This is a genomic window from Streptomyces sp. DH41 (assembly GCF_029813785.1).
Lineage (GTDB): Bacteria > Actinomycetota > Actinomycetes > Streptomycetales > Streptomycetaceae > Streptomyces.
This window is the reverse complement of sequence record NZ_JARVKY010000003.1, coordinates 247160-269959: the sequence shown is the minus strand read 5'-3', so window position 1 is coordinate 269959 and position 22800 is coordinate 247160. Positions and strand designations below refer to the sequence as shown.

General features: G+C 73.6%; 18 protein-coding genes and 1 tRNA gene. 11 read left to right on the top strand and 8 right to left on the bottom strand.

Annotated elements, in window-relative coordinates:
- Positions 1 to 12 precede the first annotated feature (12 nt).
- The gene (locus QC283_RS07790) at positions 13 to 1833 is read right to left on the bottom strand and encodes a LuxR family transcriptional regulator AbsR2 (protein ID WP_279560634.1); all 1821 of its coding nucleotides are present in this window, start codon (positions 1831 to 1833) and stop codon (positions 13 to 15) included.
- 71 nt (positions 1834 to 1904) lie between these two features.
- Here QC283_RS07790 and absR1 point away from each other — a divergent pair, with 71 nt between their 5' ends.
- On the top strand, positions 1905 to 2984 hold the full coding sequence (gene absR1 / locus QC283_RS07785; RefSeq protein WP_279560633.1) for a beta-glucuronidase AbsR1: 1080 nt from the start codon (positions 1905 to 1907) through the stop codon (positions 2982 to 2984).
- Positions 2985 to 3434: 450 nt separating this feature from the next.
- Positions 3435 to 4451: a ScbA/BarX family gamma-butyrolactone biosynthesis protein gene (locus QC283_RS07780; protein WP_279560632.1), complete on the top strand. Its 1017-nt coding sequence runs from the start codon at positions 3435 to 3437 to the stop codon at positions 4449 to 4451.
- 304 nt (positions 4452 to 4755) lie between these two features.
- On the opposite strand, the gene QC283_RS07775 is transcribed toward QC283_RS07780, so the two are convergent.
- The 4 genes from QC283_RS07775 to QC283_RS07760 all read right to left on the bottom strand — a co-directional run bounded on the left by QC283_RS07775 (position 4756) and on the right by QC283_RS07760 (position 8906).
- Positions 4756 to 6333 carry an MFS transporter gene (locus QC283_RS07775; RefSeq protein ID WP_279560631.1) on the bottom strand — a complete coding sequence of 526 codons (1578 nt, stop codon included), beginning with the start codon at positions 6331 to 6333 and terminating at the stop codon, positions 4756 to 4758.
- Between the two features lie 49 nt (positions 6334 to 6382).
- Entirely contained in the window at positions 6383 to 7072 is a 690-nt protein-coding gene (locus QC283_RS07770; protein WP_279560630.1) for an HAD family hydrolase, read from the bottom strand.
- Between the two features lie 82 nt (positions 7073 to 7154).
- The gene (locus QC283_RS07765) at positions 7155 to 7853 is read right to left on the bottom strand and encodes an HAD family phosphatase (protein WP_279560629.1); all 699 of its coding nucleotides are present in this window, start codon (positions 7851 to 7853) and stop codon (positions 7155 to 7157) included.
- A gap of 60 nt (positions 7854 to 7913) precedes the next feature.
- A complete protein-coding gene (locus tag QC283_RS07760; protein WP_279560797.1) occupies positions 7914 to 8906 on the bottom strand; it encodes an aldo/keto reductase in 993 nt (330 codons plus the stop codon).
- Between the two features lie 413 nt (positions 8907 to 9319).
- Between QC283_RS07760 and QC283_RS07755 the strand changes: the two genes are divergently transcribed.
- The 5 genes from QC283_RS07755 (at position 9320) to QC283_RS07735 (ending at position 13813) form a co-directional block, all read left to right on the top strand.
- The gene (locus QC283_RS07755) at positions 9320 to 10330 is read left to right on the top strand and encodes a beta-ketoacyl-ACP synthase III (protein ID WP_279560628.1); all 1011 of its coding nucleotides are present in this window, start codon (positions 9320 to 9322) and stop codon (positions 10328 to 10330) included.
- A 251-nt stretch (positions 10331 to 10581) separates the two neighbouring features.
- Positions 10582 to 10848 carry an acyl carrier protein gene (locus QC283_RS07750; RefSeq protein WP_279560627.1) on the top strand — a complete coding sequence of 89 codons (267 nt, stop codon included), beginning with the start codon at positions 10582 to 10584 and terminating at the stop codon, positions 10846 to 10848.
- A complete protein-coding gene (locus QC283_RS07745; protein ID WP_279560626.1) occupies positions 10848 to 12077 on the top strand; it encodes a beta-ketoacyl-[acyl-carrier-protein] synthase family protein in 1230 nt (409 codons plus the stop codon). The genes QC283_RS07750 and QC283_RS07745 overlap by 1 nt, the downstream gene beginning before the upstream one ends.
- A gap of 144 nt (positions 12078 to 12221) precedes the next feature.
- Positions 12222 to 12926 carry a 3-oxoacyl-ACP reductase FabG gene (gene fabG / locus QC283_RS07740; protein WP_279560625.1) on the top strand — a complete coding sequence of 235 codons (705 nt, stop codon included), beginning with the start codon at positions 12222 to 12224 and terminating at the stop codon, positions 12924 to 12926.
- Entirely contained in the window at positions 12923 to 13813 is an 891-nt protein-coding gene (locus tag QC283_RS07735) for a thioesterase II family protein (RefSeq protein ID WP_279560624.1), read from the top strand. Before fabG ends, QC283_RS07735 begins: the two co-directional genes overlap by 4 nt.
- Here the strand turns inward: QC283_RS07735 and QC283_RS07730 are convergent.
- Entirely contained in the window at positions 13803 to 14621 is an 819-nt protein-coding gene (locus QC283_RS07730) for an AfsR/SARP family transcriptional regulator (RefSeq protein ID WP_279560623.1), read from the bottom strand. The two genes, QC283_RS07735 and QC283_RS07730, sit on opposite strands and share 11 nt — an antisense overlap.
- Positions 14622 to 14930: 309 nt before the next feature.
- Here QC283_RS07730 and QC283_RS07725 point away from each other — a divergent pair, with 309 nt between their 5' ends.
- The 3 genes from QC283_RS07725 (at position 14931) to QC283_RS07715 (ending at position 20893) form a co-directional block, all read left to right on the top strand.
- Positions 14931 to 19001, top strand: a complete 4071-nt coding sequence (locus QC283_RS07725) for a type I polyketide synthase (RefSeq protein WP_279560622.1) — start codon at positions 14931 to 14933, stop codon at positions 18999 to 19001.
- A 118-nt stretch (positions 19002 to 19119) separates the two neighbouring features.
- A complete protein-coding gene (locus tag QC283_RS07720) occupies positions 19120 to 19770 on the top strand; it encodes a TetR/AcrR family transcriptional regulator (protein WP_279560621.1) in 651 nt (216 codons plus the stop codon).
- A 298-nt stretch (positions 19771 to 20068) separates the two neighbouring features.
- On the top strand, positions 20069 to 20893 hold the full coding sequence (locus QC283_RS07715; protein ID WP_279560620.1) for a DUF1963 domain-containing protein: 825 nt from the start codon (positions 20069 to 20071) through the stop codon (positions 20891 to 20893).
- A gap of 122 nt (positions 20894 to 21015) precedes the next feature.
- On the opposite strand, the gene QC283_RS07710 is transcribed toward QC283_RS07715, so the two are convergent.
- Positions 21016 to 21089, bottom strand: a tRNA-Pro gene (locus QC283_RS07710).
- Between the two features lie 204 nt (positions 21090 to 21293).
- Between QC283_RS07710 and QC283_RS07705 the strand changes: the two genes are divergently transcribed.
- Positions 21294 to 22280, top strand: coding sequence for a bile acid:sodium symporter family protein (locus QC283_RS07705; protein WP_279560619.1), 987 nt, complete (start codon positions 21294 to 21296; stop codon positions 22278 to 22280).
- 60 nt (positions 22281 to 22340) lie between these two features.
- Here the strand turns inward: QC283_RS07705 and QC283_RS07700 are convergent, their stop codons facing one another.
- Positions 22341 to 22787, bottom strand: a complete 447-nt coding sequence (locus QC283_RS07700) for a GNAT family N-acetyltransferase (RefSeq protein WP_279560796.1) — start codon at positions 22785 to 22787, stop codon at positions 22341 to 22343.
- Positions 22788 to 22800: the final 13 nt, after the last annotated feature.

The window sequence follows — 22800 nt, the reverse complement described above, 5'->3', positions numbered from 1 at the left end:
GGCGCCTCGGCGTCAGGCGGGTTGCGGCTCGGGCAGCTCCATCAGCCAGGGCAGGGCGCCCCGGTCTCCGGCGCCGAGGCGGGTGTAGGCGCCGTAGAGGTGGTTGCCGACCGTGCGGACGGAGAGGGTGAGTCTCTCCGCGATCTGCCGGTTGCTCAGGCCGGCGGCGGCGAGCGTGACGATCTGCCGCTGGCGGGCGGTGAGTTCGCCGAGCGCCAGGCCGGACAGCGCGGGGGTGCGGGCGCCCTGGCAGCGTCGGGCGAGGGCGACGGCCCGGGTGCGGGCGGTGCGGGCCGCGCCCGGGTCGCGGTGGGCGCGTACGGCCTGGGCGTGCGCCTCGGCCGCGAAGAGCAGGAACCCGCGGCGCTCCAGTTCCCCGGCCACCCGGTCCAGCGCCGGCCCGTCGCCCCGCGCGAGGGCGTCGGCGTGCGCGGCGAAGACGCCGGTGAGCAGGCCGGCCGCCCACTCGGGGGCGCCGAGCCGGACGGCGTCGTACGGGTCCCCGGCGCCGGCGGCCGCACGGACCGCCTCGTCGAGGTCGCCGCGCGCGGCGGCCGCCCAGGCCGCGGCCGCCCCGCGGCTCTCCGCCGTCGCGTCGCCCGTCTGGGCCGCGGCCAGGGCGAGTTCCTCATGGCAGGACGCGTCGTCCGGGCCGGCGCGCAGGCCCTCGCGGGCCCAGGCAGCGGCCTCGTACAGCCGGCCGCGCAGGCGTGCGAACCGGGCGCGCAGCGCCGCGTAGCCCGCCGGCAGCGGCGCGCCCTCGGCCGCCAGCCACTCCCCCACGGGCGTGTCCAACGCCCGTACGTCGGCCCGCTCGACGCGCCGGGCCAGTGCCTCCTCCTCCGCGGCCAGGGCGGGGCCGCACTGGTCCGGGGTGCGGGCCAGGCGCCGGGCCCGCAGCCGGCCGGCGGCGGCGCGCAGCACCGGGCCGTGCAGCGGATGGGCGAGACGGGTGGCGCCGTGGTCGTCGACGGTGACCAGGCCCTCGGCCTCCAGTCGCTCCAGGGTCCATACGTCGAAGGTGTCCAGGTCGAGGGGGAGCGGCTCGGCGAAGGCGAGGCGTTCGAGCGTCTCGCGCTCCTCGATGCGGGGGCGGTCCAGGACATGGGCGGTCCGCTCCCGTACGGTCGCGGTGATCGGCACCGGCCCTCGCCACGCCCGCCGGCCCGTGTCCGGGACCGGTACGAGCAGCCCTCGCTCGCTCACGGCGGTCAACAGCTCGCGCAGCAGCCGCAGATCGCCTTGGCACAGGCGGTGCAGCCGGTCGACGGTGAGGGGCTCCAGGGCGGTGTCCGCACCGGCCATGAGCAGCTCGGCGGTCTCCTCGCGGGGCAGCGGCTCCAGGGCGAGGCGCGGCAGCAGCTCGCCGGACCACAGCCGGGCCACCGCGCCCGGCGCGGGGACGCCCTCCGCGGCGACGACCAGGAGCCGGGTGCGGCCGTGCACGGCGAGCTGGTGCACGAGGGCGGCGGAGGCGTCGTCGAGCAGGTGCGCGTCGTCGACCAGCAACAGCCGTACGCCGGACAGGAGGTGCACCGCCCGGTGGAGGGTGACGCTCTCGGGCAGCAGGTGGGCGAAGGCGGCGAAGGGGATCTGCCGGGTCTCCGGCGTCCCGGCCGCCCTGGCGCAGTCGGTGCCGCGGACGGCCTCCGTCACGAGCCTGGTCTTGCCGCAGCCGGCCGGGCCCGTCACCACGATGCCGCCGCGTCCGGCGGTCACGGACCGGCGCACCAGCTCCAGTTCGTCGCCCCGCCCGGTGAACGGCCAGGGTGTCCGAAGTGTCCTCACGTCCCGCAGAGAAGTCGTCACGGGAACAGGAGTCGGCATACTCATCCCTGATACAGGTCGACTTGAGTACCCCCCGACTCAGGCGCCCGGACCGGGCCGGACGGCAGTCTGGGGCCATGACCGCACGCTACTGCTCGCTCGCGCAGCAGCCTCCCCCCGCGTTCGCGCCGGGGCTGGCCGCCGAGCGCCTCGCCGCGCTCGTCGGCGGGCAGCGGATGTGGGTCAACGGCACCGTGCTGCACTACTGCTTCCTGGGCGGCGACACCGACTCCTCCGTCGTTCCCATGCCGGGCACGGGCCGGCCGCGACGGGTGTCGTGGGTGGGTACCGAAGAGCAGCGGGACGTGGTGCGCGACTGCTTCCGGGAATGGCAGGACCTCGGGATCGGGCTGGTCCTCACCGAGGTCGGCGACCGCTCGGAGGCGGAGCTGCGCATCGGCTTCCAGCCCGGCGACGGGTCCTGGTCGGCGGTGGGCAAGGACGCGCTCCGGGTCGGTCTGAACGACCGTACGATGAACTTCGGCTGGGACCTGACCGCGGCCGGGGAGCGCGCGACGGCCCTGCACCAGATCGGGCACGCGCTCGGCATGCTGCACGAGCACCAGAGCCCGTTCGCGGGCATCCTCTGGGACGACGAGGCCGTCTACGCCGAACTGGCGGGCCCCCCGAACCACTGGAGCCGGGAGCGGACCTTCCACAACATCCTGCGCAAGCTCGACACCGACGAGGTCAACGGCCCGGTCTGGGACCCACAGTCGATCATGGAATACGCCTTCCCGTCGGGGCTGATACTGGAGCCCGAGCACTACCGCTCGGGCCTGCGTCCGCCCGGCACCCTGTCCGCCGCCGACAAGGAGTTCGCGCTGCGCTGGTACCCGCCCGTCGGCCGGCCGGGGCCGCTGGTGCCGTTCCGCTCGGTGCCGCTCGGGCTCGGACCGGGCGAGCAGGCCGACTTCCGGGTGGACCCGCCGGAGACCCGGGAGTACTCCGTGGGCACTTTCGGTGACAGCGACGCCGTCGTCGTGATCTTCGAGGAGCGGGACGGTGTGCCCCGCTACCTCGCCGGTCTGGACGACGGGGGAACACCCCGCAACGCCACGATCAGGGCCCGTTTCGTCAAGGGCCGCCGCTATGTCGTCCGGGTGCGTCTGCACTCCTCCTGGGGTGTGGGCGAGACGGCGGTCATGTGCTGGTGACCGCCGGCTGAACGCACCGACGACCGGCCACAGTCCGGCGCCGGGGGTAGACGGCCGGGGACGCCACCTTTTGGGGGAAGGGTGTCGTCTCCGGCCACGCGGCGCCCGCCGCACGGGGGTCGACGGGCGCCGCCGCCGACCGGCGTACGCGCGAAGGCGGCTCCGTTTCGCGGAGCCGCCTTCGTGTGCGTGGGGCCGCCTTCGTGTGCGTGGGGCCGCCTTCGTGAGCGTGGGGCCGCCTTCGTGGGCGTGCGTTGGGCCGGTGGTTCGGCTCGCGTCGGCCCGCTCCCCCGGTGCCGAACGGGTCGCGGGCAGGGCGCGCCACGGGAGGCGGGCGGTCATGACGCGGGCGTGAGCCGGGTGTTAGCCGGGGCTGGGAGCGTGGCGGGCCGGGGAGAGACCCGGCGTCGGCCGGGGAAGCCCAGCCAGTCCCAGCGAAAGGGGAGTCGTATGACCGTAGTGACCGCGTCGGCCGGGTCGGATGCCGCGGAGGCGGTGCGAGCCGCGCTCACGTTCGAACGGACCGTGCCGCGCAGCCTCGTCCACCGGCACGCCCTGTCCGAGGTGTTCCTCACGGACAGCGCGCGCGTGGATGACCATCGCTTCGTCGCGGCCGCCCAACTTCCGCCGTCCCACGCGTACTACACCGACCACACGACGCCGCTGCCGCTCGACCCGCTGCTGTTGCTGGAGTGCTGCCGACAGGCGGAGACCCACGCGGTGCACACCCACTTCGGCGCTCCGCCCGGTACGAAGTTCGTCCTGCGGGAGTGGTCGATGACGCTGTCGGACGACGCCTCGGCCCCGCCGGCGGGCGGCCCGGTGCCGGTGACCATCGACGCCACGACGCAGGACGCCCAGTGGGTCGCCGGGACCCTGCGCGGACTCGCGTACCGCATGCGGGTGTCGGCATCGGGGCGCCCCCTGTGCGAACTGACCATGCGGGTGAAGTACGTGGCCGACACGGTCTACGCGAAGCTGCGCGGCCGCGCGACAGGGACGACGCCGACCTCGGAGGCGTACCGCGACGTGGAGACCGCGAGGCTGGTGGAACCGGGCCGCGTGGGACGCGCGCGCCCCGAGAACGTGGTGCTGCTCGACCCGGTACCCGCCGAGGACTCGGTGGCGGCCCGGTTGCGTGTCGCCGGTGGCCACCCGAGCCTGTTCGACCACCCGCAGGACCATGTGCCGGGCATGGTGCTGATGGAGGCGGGGCGGCAGGCGGCCCTGCTGTCGGCCGGGACGTTCACCGGCGAGGGCCCCGGGAAGTGGGCCCCCTCGGGGTTGCGCGCCTCGTTCGGTGCCTACGCGGAACTCGACGCGCCGCTGACCGTGCGGGCCCGGCGGCCGGCGTGGCGGGCGGCGGACGGATGCGCGTCCGTCCTGGTCGGTTTCGAGCAGGACGGCCGGAACGTGGCGGAGGCGGCCTTCTCGCTGAAGCGGGCCGGGGCCGACGGCGGGAAGTGACGGCGGCCCCGTCGGACGGACGGCGCCGCGATACGGCTTCGCACACCCGGGCGGGGGCTGGCGGGCCGCCGGTCCCCGCCCGGTGCCGGTCCAGCGGTGGCCGCCCCGCCCGCCGCGGGGGCGACCGAGTGACGATCACCGTGCCGGTCCGGGCCGGCACGGTGATCGTCACACCAGGCCGGTCTCCAGCGTCGGCGGCACGAGCGTGCACACGGTGACCGCCCGCTCCGCGGGTGCGGGCGCGGGCGGCACGGTCTCGGGCTGGGAGCGGCGGCCTGCAGGCCGCCGCCGGGGAGGACGGTGGTCATCCCTTGCCGGTGGCCGTCGGATCCAGGTCCTGGTCGCGGACCAGGGTGAAGATGGCGACCGCGCCGGCGAAGGCCACGCAGGCGAGGACGACGTACACCACGCTCCAGCCGTGCTCCAGGCCCTGCGCGGCCCGGTCCACCAGGTCCTCACCGCCGCTGTCGCGCACCGAGGACAGCCGTCCCTGCACCACGTCGTCGGCCATCGCGCCGCTGTCCTCGGCACCGGCGGTGGACAGCCGCTGCCGGGTGGCGGTGAGCAGCAGGCCCCCCACGCAGGCCACGCCGATCGTCTCGCCCGCGACACGGAGTGTGTTGAACATCCCGGACGCCATGCCTGCGCGTTCCGGCGCCACGACACTGACCGCCGCGTTGTCCATGACGCCGAAGGCGAGGCCGATGCCGATGCCCGCGAGGAGCAGCGCCGCGTACAGGCCGGTGCGTGAGGAGACCGGGTCGGTGAGGGTCATCAGCAGCAGCGCCACGGCGAGCACGGCGGGGCCGACGGCAAGCAGCGTGCGCACCGACAGCCACTTCACCAGCGCGCCGGAGAACAGCGGCAGCACGAACACCGGCAGGGTCAGCGGCAGCAGCATCGCGCCGGACGTCATGGAACCGGCGCCGCCCGCACCCTGGAAGTACGGCGGCAGGTAGACCAGCAGCGCGGCGAAGGCGAAGACGATGCTGACGGGCTGCCAGATGATGGCGACGAAGGTGGGACGGCGCAGCAGGCTCAGATCGAACATGGGCTCGGTGCTGCGCAGTTCGACGGCGACGAACGCGGCGAGGAAGAGCGCGGCTCCCGCGAAGGCGCCGAGTGTCTCGGGTCCGGTCCAGCCGCGCGAGGGCCCTTGTACGAAGGCGAGGGCGAGCAGCAGCAGGGCGAGGGTGAAGGTGACCACGCCCGGCTTGTCGATGCGCCGGGCGGCGGGGTTGCGGGACTCGGGCAGGGGCCGGGCCAGGACGAGGACCACCGCGCCGAGGACCACGTTGACGAGGAAGACGGCGTGCCAGGAGGCCACGCCGACGAGCAGGCCGGACACGAAGGGGCCCATCGCCAGGCCGAATCCGATCGAGGCGCCGAAGATTCCGAACGCCTTGGCCCGCGCGGCCCCGCTGAAGGTGTGCGCGAGCAGTGTCGAGCCGCTGGTGAGGACCGCCGCCGCGCCCATGCCCTGGACGAACCGGGCGGCGTCGACGAGCAGGATGGTGGGCGCCGTGCCGGCCACCAGGGACGCCAGCGCGAAGACGGTGGTGCCGGTCAGGAACATGCGGCGCCGCCCGTACAGGTCGGCGGCCGACCCGGCGGCCAGCATGAACGCGGTGAAGGCGACGTTGTACGCGTTGAGGACCCACTGGGTGGAGGCGGCCGAGGCGTCCAGTGCGCCGGACATGTCGGCGAGTGCGACCCCGGGGCCGGTCACGGAGATGGGCAGCATGACGGCCGCCAGTGCGATGGCCACCAGAATCCGGGTGGGACTCATCTCGGGCCGGTGGCCGCCCGTGGCGGTGACCGGCCCGGCTCGGGTGGCGGCCCGTTCGGCGGCCGCCTCTGCTTCGGCAGGTGTGTGGGACATCGGAAGGCTTCCTGTCTGGTGCCTGTGAGCGGGGGGCGGGCGGGCGCCGTCAGGCCGGCAGCGCCGCCCGGTCGGACCTCAGGACATCGCCGAGCTGGGCGAAGGAGGTCACCTGCGCGTCGATGTGGGAGCCGAACGGCGCCACGTCGTCGTCCGTGAAGACGTCCCCCCGCATCAGTACGGTGCGCAGCCCGGCGATCTTGGCGGCGCGCAGGGCCAGCGGGGAGTCGTCCACGAGGAGCCAGCGCCGGGGGTCCGTCTCGGCCTCGGCGGCGAGCAGCGAGGTGTAGGTGTCGGGATCGGCCTTGGAGGCGTGGTCGAGGGCGACGAAGTCCCGCGCTCCGAAGAGCCCGTCGAGCAGGGCGCGGCGCGCGGTCGCGTGGTCCATCGTGGAGAAGACCCGCAGCCGCACCCCGTGGGCGCGCTGTTCTGCGCAGAACTCCTCGACGCCGTCACCGAGGGTGAGCCGGGTGCCGCCGACGGCGGTGAGCGAGCGCAGCGCCGCGATCTCGGCCGCCAGATGCTGTTCGATGCCGAGTCCGGCGAACAGCACGCGCAGGCTGTCCCGCTGCGGGAAGGTGCTGATGGCCTTGAACTGGGCGGCGGTGGCGCCGTAGGGGAAGTCGGTGTGGCGGTTGATGCCTTCGTGCAGTGCCCGTAGCAGCAGGCTGGAGGCGTTGAGGCTCAGCACTCCGTCGAAGTCCAGCAGCACGGTCTGCGCGCGGGTGTCGCGGTCCACGGTGTGGCTCCTTGGGGAGGAAGGGGAAGGGGTACCGGCCCGACGCGGGGGAGGGCCGGGCCGGTAGCTCGGGGGCGCGGGCTCAGTCGCGCCAGACCGTGTGCGCGGCGGCCTCGGTGTCGAGTGTGCGCAGCAGGTCCTCGTCGATGGCGTGCAGCGAGTCGACGATGTGGCGGGTACCGGCCTCGCGCATCAGCTGCGGCTGGAAGCTGTGCTCGAAGGAGCTGGGGTGCCCGATGAAGGGGACGTCGAGCGCCCGGGCGACCTCGGCCACCCGGGCCACGTCGTCGATGAAGAGCACCTGGTCGTGCTCCAGGCCGAAGACGTCGGTGGTGATCTCGCGCAGCCCGGGGCGGAAGTCGTTGGTGCAGACGTAGCGGGGCTCGTCGAAGAGGCCGGCGTGCTCGCCCAGGTAGCGGTCGAAGTGGGTGGAGTCCAGGCCGCCGTAGCTCACCGTCTTCAGGCCCAGGGCGCGCAGCCGCCGCAGCAGTTCGACGGCGCCGTCGAGGAGCTGGACGGGGTGGTCCCGGACGTACTCCTCGCGCTCCTTGAAGTAGACGTCGATGGCCTCCTGCGCGGTCCACGGCATCCGGGCCGCGTTGGCCATGCCCTGGCCGCCGACCAGCTGGGGCTGGGAGAAGATGCTGCGCTCGACCTCGGCGGTGTACTCGCCACCGCGGCTGACGATGAAGTTGTGAATGACGGGGCTGAAGGTGTCGTTGAGCAGGACGCCGTCGATGTTGACGGCGGCGAGCTTGAGCTGCCGGAGCTTGTCTGCCACGGGAGGGTGTCCGTTTCTCAAGTGTCGTCAGGGGGTGGTGGGTTCGGGGTGCGGCGGTCGTCAGTGGCCCACGGTGGCCATGCCCGCCGGGTCGTAGCGCTCGCCGGACACGGCGTCGGGCTGTACGGCGGCCGACACCGCGGCCAGTTGGTCGTCGGTGAGTACGACGTCCGCGGCGGCGAGGTTCTCGCGCAGGTAGGTCTCGCGGCGGGTGCCGGGGATCGGCACGATGTCGTCGCCGCGGGACAGCAGCCAGGCCAGCGCGAGCTGGACGGGCGTGCAGTCCGCGTCGCAGGCGATCTCGCGCAGCCGTTCGACCATGCGGACGTTGCGTTCCAGGTGTTCCTGCTGGAACCGCGGGTGCGAGTGCCGGAAGTCGGAGGGGTCGAGGTCCTCGGGCCGGGTGATGGCGCCCGTCAGGAAGCCCCGGCCGATCGGTGAGTAGGCGACGAGGGCGGCCCCGAGTTCCCGCGCGGCGGGCAGGACGTCGTGCTCGACCTCGCGGGTCCACAGCGAGTACTCGGTCTGCACGGCCGCGATCGGGTGGACGGCGTGCGCCCTGCGCAGGGTTTCCGCGCTGACCTCGGACAGCCCCAGATGCCGGACCTTGCCGGCCTCGACCAGTTCCGCCATGGCGCCGACGGTCTCCTCGATGGGGATGTCGGGGCTGCGGCGGTGGAGGTAGTAGAGGTCGACGTGGTCGACACCGAGCCGCTGGAGCGAGGCGTCGATGGCCTGCCGGCAGTACTCGGGGCCGGAGTCGACCTGGCGGCCCTGCCGCGGGTCGCCGCCGTCGCGCCGGATTCCGAACTTGGTGGCGAGGACCACCTGGTCCCGGCGGCCGGCCACGGCCCGTCCGACGAGCCGCTCGTTGTGGCCCTTGCCGTACATGTCGGCGGTGTCGAGGAGGGTGACCCCCAGGTCCAGGGCCGCCTCGAGCGTCCGCAGGCTCTGCGCCTCGTCCGTCGGTCCGTAGAACTCGGACATGCCCATGCAGCCCAGCCCGATGGCCGGGACCGAGGGGCCCTCCGTTCCGATCCTGCGTTGCCGCACTGGTTTCGTCTCCTCGTTCAGGTCGTACACGTCGCACGTCTCGTACACGTCGTACTCGTTCGGGAATCAGGCGGCCGACGCGTGCCGTACGCGCACCGCACTCCTCGGGTGCCGGCGGTCCGCCGTCCGGGGCCGGGCGCCTCCACCATGCTGGCAACCCCTTCTCCCGCACGGCTCACATGCCGCTCACGTCGGACGTGAGCGGCGTATGGGCCCGTGGTGAGCCGGAGCGGAGCCGCTGTTGCCACAGTGAACTCGCCGGCCCATCCCGGGACTTCGGGACGGCGGGCCGGCGGACCGCACGGCAGCGAGAAGGAGTGCGCAGTGAGCGCAGTGATGGCTATGGCAGGCGACGGCACCGGGGCGGCCGGTGATGCCCGGCTCCGGCCGGGACGCGGTGACGGAGGGGCCGGATGAGCGGGACCGGCCGCGCGGCGGTGGTGGCCGGGCTGGGTGCCTGGGTGCCTCCGACCGTGGTCGGCAACGACGCGCTCGCCCGGGAGCTGGACACTTCGGACGAGTGGATCCGCAGTCGTACCGGGATCGCGCGCCGGCATGTGGTCGACCCCGGTACGGCCACCGGTGATCTCGCCGTCGAGGCGGGCCGGCGGGCGCTGAAGTCCGCCGGGACGGACGTCGCCGACGCGGTGGTGCTCGCCACCAGCACCCCCGACCGGCCCTGTCCGGCGACCGCCCCCGAGGTGGCGAGCCGGCTGGGACTGACCGGCGTGTGCGCCTTCGACATCGCCGCGGTGTGCACCGGCTTCGTCTACGCCCTCGGCGTGTCCGCCGGGCTGGTGGCGTCCGGGGTCGCGCGCAGTGTGCTGGTCATCGGCGCGGACACGTTCTCCACCATCCTCAACCCGGCCGACCGCACCACGCGGGCCATCTTCGGCGACGGCGCCGGCGCCGTGCTGCTGCGCGCCGGCGACCCGGACGAGCCGGGCGCGCTGCGGGGGCTGCGCCTGGGCAGCGACGGCAGCCGCAGCGACCTCATCCAGGTCGCCGCGGGCGGCTCCCGGCAACGGTCCACCGGCCTGCCCGCCGAGGAGGCGGCCACCTACTTCACCATGGAGGGCCGTCCCGTCTTCGCCGAGGCCGTACGGCACATGGCGGCGTCGGTGGAGGCGACGGCCGCGGCACTGGGCGGGACGCCCGCCGACGTCGACCGGATCGTCCTGCACCAGGCCAACGCCCGGATCCTCGCGGCGGTCGCGGAGCGCACCGGGGTGCCGCTCGAACGTTTCCCGTCCAACATCGAGCGGGTCGGCAACACCGTCGCCGCGTCCGTCCCACTCGTCCTCGCCGACGCGGTCGCCGACGGCGACCTGCGTGCCGGCCGGCGGGTGGTGCTGGGCGGTTTCGGCGGCGGGCTGACCTGGGGATCGGTGGGCCTCGTCTGGCCGGATATCGCCCCGGCCTGACGCCGTCGCCCCGTGCGGCGGCTCGTCTGCCGCCTCCCCTCCCCCGCTCCTCTCGCCCTCGCCCTCGCCCCCGTTCCGGGGACGACGACGTTCCGGCTCCACCCATGACACGTTCCGGCTCCACCCATGACGCGTTCCGGCTCAACCCATGACACGGCGCGACTCCACCCATGGCACGGCCCGGTTCTGCCCACGACACGGCGATCCGTCCCACGCGGCCGGACGCCCTCCCACCCTCAGGAGCACACACCATGCAGGACATCCAGGAACACACCACCGCGCAGCCCGCCGCCGAGCGCGTCTCCGCGCTCCTGTCCGGTCACTTCAAGGTCAAGCCCGAGGCGATCACCCCGGGTGTGACCCTGGGCGCACTGTCCTTCGACTCACTCGTCCTGATCGAGCTGGGACTCGTCCTGGACAAGGAGTTCGACGTCCGGATCGAGGACGGCGAACTCACCGAGGAGCACACGATCGACGACGTCGTCGACCTGCTCACCGCCAAGGGAGGGTCCCTCTGATGGCGGGCGGCACCGACGCCATAGCCGTCACCGGCCTGGGCCTGGTGACCCCGGCCGGGATCGGCGTCGAGGAGAACTGGGAGCGGGTGCTCACCGGCCGCTCCTGTGCCACCCGGGACGACACGCTCGGCGGTCTGTCGGCCGACTTCTCCTGCCGGGTGCCCGGCTTCGACGCGCAGGAGTCGCTGGGCGGCTTCGCCTCCTGGCAGTTGGAACGGTTCGTGCAGCTGGCGCTCGTCGCCTCCCGCATGGCCGTGCGGGACGCCGGCCTGGACCCGGAGCGCTGGGACGGCACCCGTGTCGGCGTGGTGCTCGGCAACTCGCTGGGCGGTGCGGCCACCTTGGAGGAGCAGTACCGCACGCTGTCCGAGGACGGTCCGGCACGGGTCTCTCCGCTGCTGGTGACCAAGTACATGCCGAACATGCTCGCCGGGTACGTGGCGATCGACTGCGGAGCCCGCGGTCCCAGCCTGGTCACCGCCACCGCCTGCGCGTCCGGTGCCACGGCCGTCGGCACGGCCCGGGACCTGCTGCGCTCGGGGTCCTGCGACATCGTGCTGGCCGGTGCCGCCGAATCGGCGCTGACCCCGACGGTGATGGCCGGGCTGTGCCGGATGGGTGCCCTGTCCAAGTCCGGGGAAGCACCCGAACACGCGGGCAAGCCGTTCGACGCGGAACGCGACGGGTTCGTGGCCGCCGAGGCGGCGGGCGTCCTCGTACTGGAGCGGGCCGCCGACGCGCGGGCCCGCGGCGCCCGGATCCGCTCGCTGGTCAGCGGGTACGCGGCGTCCTCGGACGCACACCACGCGACGGCCCCCGCGCCCGACGGCGAGGGCATCGAACGGGCCCTGCGGGCGGCGCTCGCGGACGCCGGGGCGGCCCCCTCCGAGGTGCGGCACGTCAACGCGCACGGCACCGCCACGCCGATGAACGACCTCGTCGAGGGCACCATGCTCGGGCGGGTCGTGGGCCGCGCGGCGGCGGTGACCTCCACCAAGGGCGTCACCGGTCACGCCCTGGCCGCGGCCGGCGCGATCGAGGCCGCGTACACGGTGCTGGCGGTGCAGCACGGCGTGGTCCCGCCCACGGCCAACCTCAAGAACCCCGACCCCGCCCTCGAGCTCGACCTGGTCGCCGGCGAGCCCCGCAGGGCCCGGGTGGACGTGGCGGTGAGCACGTCGCTCGGCTTCGGCGGTCACAACGCCGCGCTGGTCTTCACCGCGGCGTGAACCCCTGCCGGGTGGCCGCTCCGCCCCGTCACGTAGGCGGGTCGGGGCGGGGCGGCCACCCGGGCTGGCGCACGACCTCACAGATACCCCTCTTCCCAGCTGACTTATTTCCGACAACCCGACAAACCGACAAGGAGTACGACGATGAACCGCTCGGTATTCGTCACCGGCGGCAACCGCGGCATCGGTCACGCCGTCGCCCGGGCCTTCGCCGACGACGGTGACAGGGTCGCCGTCAGCCACCGGACGGGCAACCCGCCGGACGGCGTGCTCGGCGTCAAGGCCGATGTCACCGAACCGGGCGCGCTGGACCGCGCGTTGCGGGAGGCGGAGGAGGCGCACGGCCCCGTGGAGGTGCTGGTGGCCAACGCCGGTATCACCCGGGACCGGCCGATGCTGCGGATGTCGGACGAGGATTTCGACGAGGTGCTGCGCACCAACCTCACCGGGGCGTTCGCCGCGGTACGGGCCGCGGTGCGCGGCATGCTGCCCGCCCGGCGCGGGCGGATCGTCCTCGTCTCCTCGGTCCTGGGCTTCCTCGGTGCCCCCGGGCAGACCAACTACGCCGCCTCCAAGGCGGCCCTGCCGGGCCTCGCGCGCTCTCTGGCGTGGGAGCTCGGGGACCGCGGGATCACGGTGAACGTGGTCGCGCCGGGCATCATCGCCACCGACATGACCGCGGCCCTGTCGGACCGGCGGATGAGCGACGTGATGCGGATGACCCCGTTCGGCCGGCCCGGCACGGTGGACGACGTGGTCGCCGCGGTCCGCTTCCTGGCCGGCGAGGAGGCCGGATACATCACCGGCGCGGTCCTCCCCGTCAGTGGAGGCCTGGGCATGGGCCTGTGACCCGTACGACGCGCACCACCCGCCCGCACCCGCGGACCACCGCGCCCTCCGACGCCGCCTCAAAGGCCTCGGAGACCTTTGAGGCCTCCGAGGCCTCGGACGGAACGGCCCCCGGCACGCCGGCCCACGACCCGCGGCGCTGGACGGAGGTGCTGCGTCCCGCGGCGCGGCCCGGCCCGCGCGTCGTCGTCTTCCCGCACGCGGGAGGCGGTGCCCGCCGTTACCGGGAGGTGCTGGCACCGCTCCCGGCGGAGGTCGAGGTCGTCGGCGTGACCCTGCCCGGGCGGGAGCGGCGCGCGGGTCTGGCGCCGCACACGACACCGGCCCGGGCCGTCGCGGGGATCGGGGCGGAACTGCGGACACCGGCCGCGGGACGCACCGTCTTCTACGGCCACAGCCTGGGCGCGCTGCTGGCCCTGCTCACCGCGCACCGGGCCGGGGTGCGCTGCGACGCGTTGGTGGTGTCCTGCTCACTGCCCGGCAGCCGCGCCTTCCCGCGGCCCGGCCTGCTGGGCACCGGCGCGGGCCTGACGGCCGTACTGACGCGGCACGGGCTGGCCGCCGACGCCCTGGAGGACGCCTCCCTGCCCCCGGCGCGCCAGGCCCTCGCCCATGATCTGGCACTGGCCCGGGAGGCCCTGCTCGCGGTGGACGGTGTCCGTGTCGACGTACCGCTGACCGCGCTGGCGGGCGACCAGGATCCGCTCGTCCCGCTCGCCGCGCTGCCGCTGTGGGCCCGTCTGACCACGGGTCCGTTCCGGTCACGGCGGGCCGAGGGCGGTCACTTCCTGCCGTTCACGGCCTGTGGCCGGATGGTCCTGCTGGAGGAACTCGTCGCGTCCCTCCAGCCGTCCGGTCACGGCGCGGATCTCTCCCTCACGCTCTGACCGGCTCCGGGACGAGGCTGGCCCACCCCGGCCGGGCGGCCGGGGCCTCGTCGCTGGCCAGGATCCGCTTCTGCAGGCCCCGCAGCCGGTGCGAGGGCTCCAGGCCCACGCCGTCGGCGAGCGCGACACGGGCCTGCTGATAGGCCGTCAGCGCGTCGTTGCGGCGGCCCGAGAGGTACAGCGCGAGCATCAAGTACTCGTGCAGCACCTCGTCGTAGGGATCGAGGGCGACCAGCGCGTGGAGTTCGCCGACGACCTCGGCGTACCGGTGCAGCCGCAGGTCCAGACCGAGGCGCTGGGCCAGCACCGCCTTGCGGTCCTCCTCCAGGCGCCGCACATGGGCCCGCAGCACCGGGCCCGCCGGTACGTCGGCGAGCGGGGCGTCGCGCCACAGGTTCAGCGCGGCGTTCAGCAGGGCGGAGGCCTCGGTCAGGTCCCCGCGCGCCTCCGCGGCACCGGCCTCGGCGACGAGCCGCTGGTGGCAGACCACGTCGAACTGCTCGCCCGGCACCTCCAGCCGGTAGCCGGTGGGCTCGGTGATCAGGGTCTGTCTGGCGACCCGGCCCGCGTCGCCCTGCTGGGCGCATCCGATGCCCTTGCGGATCCACATGACGCAGTTCTGGATCCCGGTGGAGGCGCTCCGCGGCGCGTCGAGGTCCCACAGCTCGCGCTCGATGGTGGCGCGCTGCACGACCCGCCCGCTGTTGAGGACGAGCATCGCCATCAGCTTCTTGGCCTTCACCGCGGTCGGGACCACCGAGGTGCCGTTCACCGTCACCCGGAGCGGTCCGAGCACTCTGGCGATCATGGTCATTCCTCCTTCACCGGTGACCGGACGTCACAGCCATTCATGTGTACCAGTTCATTCCTGTACTAGAGACCACCTTTGTCGCAACACTAGCGTGAACTTTGAGGCACGACATGCCCACAGCGAGCCACACCGCTCCGAAAATGGCCGGATTGTCCACCCTCTACCCATGCGGTCACACATCCGTGGCCGTGCCGACTTCTTCTCGACATCGGGGGGTGAGGGTCATTGTTAGTCTCCGGTATATCTTTGGACGCCGTGACAACAACAACGACGCCGTGACAACAACAAACAAGGGGGGCTATCCGCATGAGCGGTGCAGCACAGGTGGCGGTCATCGGGACGGGATGCCGGTTCCCGGGAGCGAACGGGGTGGAGGAGTTCTGGCGGCTCCTGGTGGACAACACCGACGCCGTCGGGCCCGTCCCCGGGGACCGGTTCGACATCGGAGCGCACTACGCGCCCCAGCCCGGCGTACCGGGCCGCACGGTCTCCCGGCACGGCGGATTCCTCGACGACCTGTACGGCTTCGACGCCGCGTTCTTCGGCATCGCCCCCCGCGAGGCGCTCGCCATGGACCCGCAACAGCGGCTCCTGCTGCACGTCGTGTGGGAAGCGCTCGAAGAGGCGGGCGTACGGCCGTCGTCCCTGGCCGGCACCGCCACCGGGGTGTTCGTGGGGCAGGCGACCGCCGACTACGGCGACCAGGCCGGCGACCGGCCCATGGACGTGCACGGCATGGCGGGCGCCCGGCTGCGCGCGGTCACCGCGGGACGGGTGTCGTTCGCCCTGGACCTGCGCGGCCCCAGCCTGGTGGTGGACACCGCCTGCTCGTCGTCGCTGGTGGCGGTGCATCTGGCCCGGCAGAGCCTGCTCTCGGGCGAGAGCGATCTGGCCGTCGCCGCCGGGGTGAACGCGATCCTGTCGCCCGCCGACGCCGTCACCTACTCCCAGGGCGGCATGCTCGCCCCCGACGGCCGCTGCAAGTTCGCCGACGCCTCCGGTGACGGGTTCGTCCGCAGCGAGGGCGTCGGCGCCGTGCTGCTCAAGCGGCTGGACGACGCCCTGCGGGACGGCGACCCGGTGCTGGCCGTGCTGCGCGGCAGTTCGGTCACCAACGACGGCGCCGGCAGCGGACTGCTGCTCCAGCCCGCCGTGGCGGGCCAGACCCACATGATCCGCGCGGCCTGCCGCAGCGCCGGCATCACCCCCGGCCAGGTCGACTACCTGGAGGCCCACGGCACCGGCACCCGGGTCGGCGACGAGGTGGAACTGCGCACTCTGGCCGACGTGCTGCGCGAGGACCCGACGGCCGACCGCGCGCTGCGCGTCGGCTCGGTGAAGACCAACATCGGCCACGCCGAGGCCGCCGCCGGCATCGCGGGCCTGATCAAGACCGTGCTGATCGCCCGGCACGGCCTGATCCCGGCCTCCCTGCACCAGCGTTCCCCCCATCCGGTGCTCACCGAGCCGGACGTACGGCTGGAAGCCGTCACCCGCAACACCCCACTGGAGCCGGCCGGCCCGGCCGCCGTCCTCGGTGTCTCCTCCTTCGGCCTGTCGGGCACCAACGCCCAGGTCATCGTCGGAAGTCACCCGCAAGCGGTGTCCGCACCGACGCCCTCCGCGGATCATCCGGAGGGCGAACAGGTCGCTGAAGCACCGGAGTTGCTGGTGCTCAGCGCACGCTCCGCCGCCTCCCTGCGCCGCCTGGCTCAGCGGTACGCCGCCCATCTGGAACGGGGCGGACGGGGGCGGGCCCACCGGCTCTCCGTACTCTGCCGGGCCGCCGCGACCCGGCGCGACAGCCATCCCCACCGCCTGTGGGCCGTCGCCACCACCCACGACGCGATGGCCGGCGCGCTGCGCGCCCTGGCCCGCGGCGAGGAGACCGCGGACGGCGGTCTCGGCGAGGCCCCCTTCCACGGAGGCCGCCGGATCGCCTTCGTGTTCCCCGGCCAGGGCGCGCAGTGGCGCGGCATGGGCCGCCGGCTGCTCGAACACGACGCGGACTTCCGTCGCGCCATGACGGAGTGCGACGCCGCCGTCCGCGCCGAACTGGGCTGGTCGGTGATCGAGACCCTGACCGGCGAAGACGCCGCGCGGGAGGCGGAGCCGTGGGAGGAGGTGGCCGTGGCGCAGCCGCTGCTGTGGGCCGTCCAGGTCTCCCTGGCCGCGGCGCTGCGCGCCAGGGGTGCCGAGCCCGGCCTGTGCCTCGGGCACAGCATGGGCGAGGTGGCCGCCGCCCGTACGGCGGGCGCGCTCTCGGTGCGGGACGCGGCGGCGGTGATCTGCCGGCGCAGCCGCCTGATGACCCGGCTGGCCGGCCGCGGGGCGATGCTCGTCGTCGAACTCGGCCCGGACGCGGCCGCCGCTGCCGCCGCCGCGGCCTCCCACGCCGGTGCCGTCTGCGTCGCCGCGCGCAACGCGCCCCGCTCCACCGTGCTCGCCGGCGACACCGAGGCGTTGCGGAGCATCGCCGCCCGGCTGGAGGAGGACGGTGTCTTCTGCCGCCTGGTGAAGGTCGACGTGGCGTCCCACTCTCCGGTGATGGACGAGCTGCGGGAGGACCTGCTCACCGCCCTCGCCGGCATCACCCCGCGCCACGGCGAGGTGGACATGCTGTCCACCGTCCGGTGCGCACCCGTCGACGGCGCCGAGCTGGACGCCGCCTACTGGGCGGACAACCTGCGCGAACCGGTCCGTTTCATGGACGCCGTGCGCGGGGCCGCCGAGGCGGAGGAGACCGTCTTCGTCGAGATCAGCCCCCATCCCCTGCTCACCCAGGCCGTGGCCGCCACCCTGGAGGAACGGGGCGAGGCGCCGTCCGCCGTGGTGACGCTCAAGCGACGGCAGCCCGAGCCGGAGAACCTGCTGCGCGCGCTGGGCCGGATCTTCGCCTGCGGAGGCCGGGTCGACTGGGACCGCTGCTTCCGGACCGGCGACCAGGGCCCGGAGCCCTTCGTGCCGCTGCCGACGTACGCCTGGGACCTGGAAGAGTTCCGCCGTGAGGCGGCCACCGCGCCGGCGGACCGCCACAGCCAGGAGTTCGCGCTGCGCGACCTGGGGCTGCCCGCCCTGGGCGGTGGCGTACGCGGCCGGGGCCCGGCCGCGGTGCCCCCCGTGGTGTATCTGGAGGCGGTGCGCCGGGCCGCCCTGGATGTCACCGGCGGCCGGGGCGAGGTACTGAGCGACATCGAGTTCGGCAGCCGGCCCCTGGAGCTCGGGCGGGCGGGGGACGCCACCGTGCGCGTCGACCTGACCGCCCTGCCCGGCCAGGACGCGTTCGCCTTCACCGTCACCGCCGGGCTGACCGACGGCGGGGACGACGGGGACGACGGGGCCAGGGAGGGCGACGTCCTGCTGAGCGGACGGCTGCGGACCGCGCGGACCGCGCCGGACGGTGAACCGGAGCGGGACCGGCGCCCTGGGTCCGGGCTCCTCGACGACGCGCTGACCCGGTGCGGGGAGTACGTACCGGCCGACGAGTTCTACCGCCGTACCCGGGCGCGCGGCCTGGAGGTCGACGATCCGCTCCGCACGGCCGCCCAGGCGTGGCTCGGTGACGGCGAGTGCGTCGCCCGGATGCGGGGTGCGTCCGGCACCGCCCCCGCCGCGGCCCTGGAGGCGGCGCTGGTGACGATGGCGGCCACCTGGCCCCGGCCGGCGGCCGGCGGTCCGCCCGGCGCCTTCCTGCCGGTGTCGTTCGGCCGGGTGCACGTCGCCGATCCCGGCGCCCTGGCCACGGACCACTGGTCCCTGGCCCGCTGGGTCCCCGGCCCAGAAGCCGGTGAGGCCCGCTGCGACGTCCGGCTGGTCGCGCCGGACGGGCACCTGATAGCGGAGTTCCTCGGCACCGGACTCCGCCCTCTTCCGTCGTACGGCACGGTGGCGACCTCGTCCGGGACCGGCGGTGCCGTCCCGGGCGTCACCGCGCACGCCGCCTCGCCCCGACCCGCGGCCACCGGCACCGTGCGGCCGTACCGGGGCGTACGACCGCACGAGCCGGCCCGTCCGCTCCGCGCCCGGCACGGCCAGACCGGCACGACGGCTCCGGCACCCTCGCAGGCGCCGGAGCGGGCGGTACGGGAGGCCGACGTGCTGCGGCACACCGCGACCGTCCTCGGCATCTCGGTCTCGCGGCTGGATCCGCGCCGTCCGCTGCGCAGTCTGGGGCTGGACTCCCTGCTGGCCACCGAGCTGAGGGTGCGGCTGAACCGTTCGCTCGGCGTGGACGTCACCGCGCAGCGCCTGCTCGGCCCCGAGCCGGTCGGCGAGATCACCGCGTCACTGGCCGACTCCCACGCCGAGACCGCCGATACGGCTGGGGCCGCCGAGACCGCCGCGAGCGCGGCGCTCGTCGGGGCCCCGGGCCGCTGAGCGTGCGGGGAGCCGGGGCGGCCCGCGGGCCATGAAACAGGCCTGCGATGCATTCATGTACTGTGGTATAAATTTCGAGGCCGGGGGATCTCACAGAGGCGTGAGAAGCGAGGATCACATGAGCGCTGAGCCGGCACCCCTCGGGCGTCGCGAACGCAGCAAGCTGCGGATAAAGGATCGTATCTACACCTCCGCACTGACCCTGTTCGCCGAACAGGGCTACGACCGCACCACCGTCGACCAGATCGCGGAGCGCGCGGACGTCGCGCGCGGGACCTTCTTCAACTACTTCCAGCGGAAGGAAGACCTGGTCACGGCCTGGGCACAAGCGCGCCAGCGCCGTCTGGAGGCGTGCATTGAGGAGTCCATGGTCACCCGTGAGGACGGCGTCACGGTGCACCTCGAGCGCTGCATGCTGGCACTCGCCGAGTTCAACGAGACGGAGCGGGAGGTCACGTCCGCCATGCTCCAGGCCTGGGTGAAGGCGGGGCGCCCGCTGATCGAGGAACCCTACGCCGGGCGCGTGTTCGCCACCATCATCGAGGCGGGCCGCGAACGGGGGGAGATCGCCGTCGACATCGACCCCCTGCGGGTCGGCAACATCCTGCGCGACTCCTACCTGGGCCTGCTCTACCGCTGGTCGCAGAGCCCGGAGCCGCGGGTACCGCTCCACATCGAACTGCGCGAGGTCCTGCGCATCGTGCTCAACGGGATCCTGTCCTACGCCCGGCCGGTCACGTACGCCCCGGGGATGGACCTCAAGGCCTGACCCGGCCTGCCCCGCCTCCTGCCGGACCGGCGCCGTCTCCCCACGAAGGAGCCGGCGCCGTCGCCGTTGCGCGCTCGGCCACACCAGGCCCGCAGGGACGATCAAGGGCCGGTTCCGGATGTCTCCGCATCCGGCCCTGATCTTCGACTCTCACGAGTCGGGACGACAGGAGGTGAACCTGCGACACCTTGACCCCCGGGAGCAGGGGTCACGGGCACTTTTCCGAGAGCCGGCAGTTGCCCGCTATACGTCATGGGTCCGGCCCATGGACCAGTACCCGCCCCACTAAGTTCACCGTATGAAACCCGAGATCCTCGACATGATGAACCGGTTCCGCGAGAAGGCGCTCGCGGGCGGCGTCCCGTCCGCCGAGGTGGAGAGGTGGCTCGAGGCCGCCCGCCCCTGCGCCACCCTGGCGTCCACCGTGGACGGGCCGGTGGTGGGCCACTTCGGCGGGCCCAACCTGCTCCCCGCCGACGCTCCGCAACTCCCGGCAGGGATGAAGCTGATCGCGATACTGGACCTCGCCGCGCTGCCCGACGACGCGACGACTCTCGTACTGCCCCCCGACGGCCGGCTCCTCTTCTTCGCCCAGCTTCATCCCGATGACCTCGACGCCTCCGGCCGAGCGATGTACGTCCCCGCCGGTACGCCCCTCGAAGAACGCCCTGGGGACGACGGCTATGACCGCGCGGAGCTACGGCTGAGGTACGACCTCTCCCTGCCGGACAACGAGGTGCTCATCGACCCCGTCGAGCACCCGCACGCCAAGGATCTGCGCCAGGCCTGGGCAGACGTGCTGTACGAGGACAGGCACCGTCGCGACGAGACTCACCTGCAGATCGACGGGTACTCCAGGGACTCCTACGGCGAGGACGACCCCATCACCGCGTCCGCCGCCATGGCGGCACAGAGGGCGGGGAAGCCGGAGGGCAGGCGGGCTAGCCCATGGGCAGGGCCTCGTCCCGACGACTGGGCGCTTCTCGCTCAATGGTACGGCGGCGTCTTGGACTTCGGTGATCTCCACATCGGCGGTGACGTCTTCTGGACGATCGCGAGGAAGGACGTGAAGGCGGGGCGCTTCGACCAGGTGACCGTCCTGGGGTGCTTCGCGGGCCCGTGAGTTGATGTCCGCTTCCGACTGACGCTTGTGGCAAGCGTCCGTCCCCAAGCGGTCCCCAAGAATGATCAAGGGGCCATTTCAGATCTCCTCCGAAATGACCCCTGACCTGCGACTTCGTAAAGTCGGGACGACAGGATTTGAACCTGCGACCCCTTGACCCCCAGTCAAGTGCGCTACCAAGCTGCGCCACGTCCCGGTGCGCGTCCCACGTCTTGTGCGTCTCGTGTGATCGCGCAGGTCGACCTTACCTCATCCGCGGAGTGGGTCGGAGCCGCCGGCCCTCTCCTCCCGCGACGACCGGCGACGTACGGGAGGCGTGCTCCACAGCGCCGGTCCGTCCCGGTGATCACATCGCGAGACGGCTTTGCGTCTCCCCGCGCACCAGGCGTTTCCTCGCACGGTGCGAACCGAACGACCCGAACACCTCGGCAACGACAACAACGTCGGCGACGACGCCACCGGCGCCACCGGCGACCGCTCCGCGCGGCGCGCCGTCACCGTCTTCCCGCTCCTCGTCCTCGCGGCCGGCGCCCTCGGCCTGCTGCTCCCCGGGAGTTTCACCGGGTGGAGCGAGTCGGTGCCGTACCTCCTGGGTGTCGTGATGTTCTGCATGGGCATCACCATGACCCCGGAGGACTTCCGCGGGGTCGCCAAGCGTCCCTGGGCGGTGGCCCTCGGCCTGGTCGCGCACTACGTCATCATGCCGGGACTCGGCTGGGCCGTCGCCCACCTGCTCGACCTGCCGCCGCAGCTCGCCGCCGGTGTGATCCTCGTCGGCTGCGCGCCCAGCGGTACGGCGTCCAACGTGGTGACGTACCTGGCCCGGGGCGACGTGGCCCTGTCGGTTTCCGTCGCGACCGTCTCGACCCTCGTCGCCCCGCTGGTCACCCCGCCCCTGACACTGCTGCTGGCCGGCGAGTACCTCCCGGTGGACGCCGGGTCCATGGTCACCGACATCCTCAAGACGGTGCTGTTGCCGGTCTTCGCGGGCCTGGCCGTACGGCTGCTGGCGGGACGGTACGTGGAGCGGGCGCTGCCGGCGCTGCCCTGGCTGTCCGCGGTGACGATCTCGGTGATCGTGGCGGTGGTGGTGGCGGGCAGCGCCGACGCCATCAAGTCGGCCGCGGGGCTGGTGTTCGTCGCCGTGGTGCTGCACAACGGCCTCGGACTGGCGCTCGGTTACGGCGCTGGACGCCTCGGCCGGCTCGGTGAACCGGCGAGCCGTGCCATGGCCTTCGAGGTCGGCATGCAGAACTCCGGCCTCGCCGCCTCCCTGGCCACCGCCCACTTCAGCCCGCTGGCGGCCCTGCCGGCGGCGGTCTTCTCCGTCTGGCACAACGTCTCCGGTGCCGTGGCCGCGGCGTGGCTGTCGCGCCGGGAACGGTGACCCGAGGTCGGCCGAACGGCCTCTGCGCCGCGGGCCCTGCCTGGGCGCGCCTGACACCTGTCAGGTCCGGACCGGCTCACGCACCATGAACACGTCCACGGAGTCCTCGGTCTCGACGGTGAAGCCGTACCGCTCGTAAAGCCGTCGGGCCGCACTGCCCCGCAGCACGTTCAGGCGGACCAGGTCACCGCTGCGGTCGCAGCGCCCGAGCAACGTGCGGAGCACGGCCGAACCGATGCCCGCGCCCTGGAGACGCGGGGCGAGGTAGAAGTGCTCCAGCCACCGGACGTCCCCGGCCGGTCGCAGCGCCACGCAGCCGGCGAACGCGCCCTCCACCTCGATCACCCAGGTGTGCGTCCGGTCGAAGCCGTCCCGCAGCCGCTGCCGCACCCGCCGCTCGTCGTACCGGCCGAGCCGCTCCAGGTCCGCCCGCAGCACCACCGCCCGCAACTCGGCGACGGCTTCCACGTCCGACGTCGACGCCGGTCGAAGTCCCCACTCCACCATGATCGCCACACTA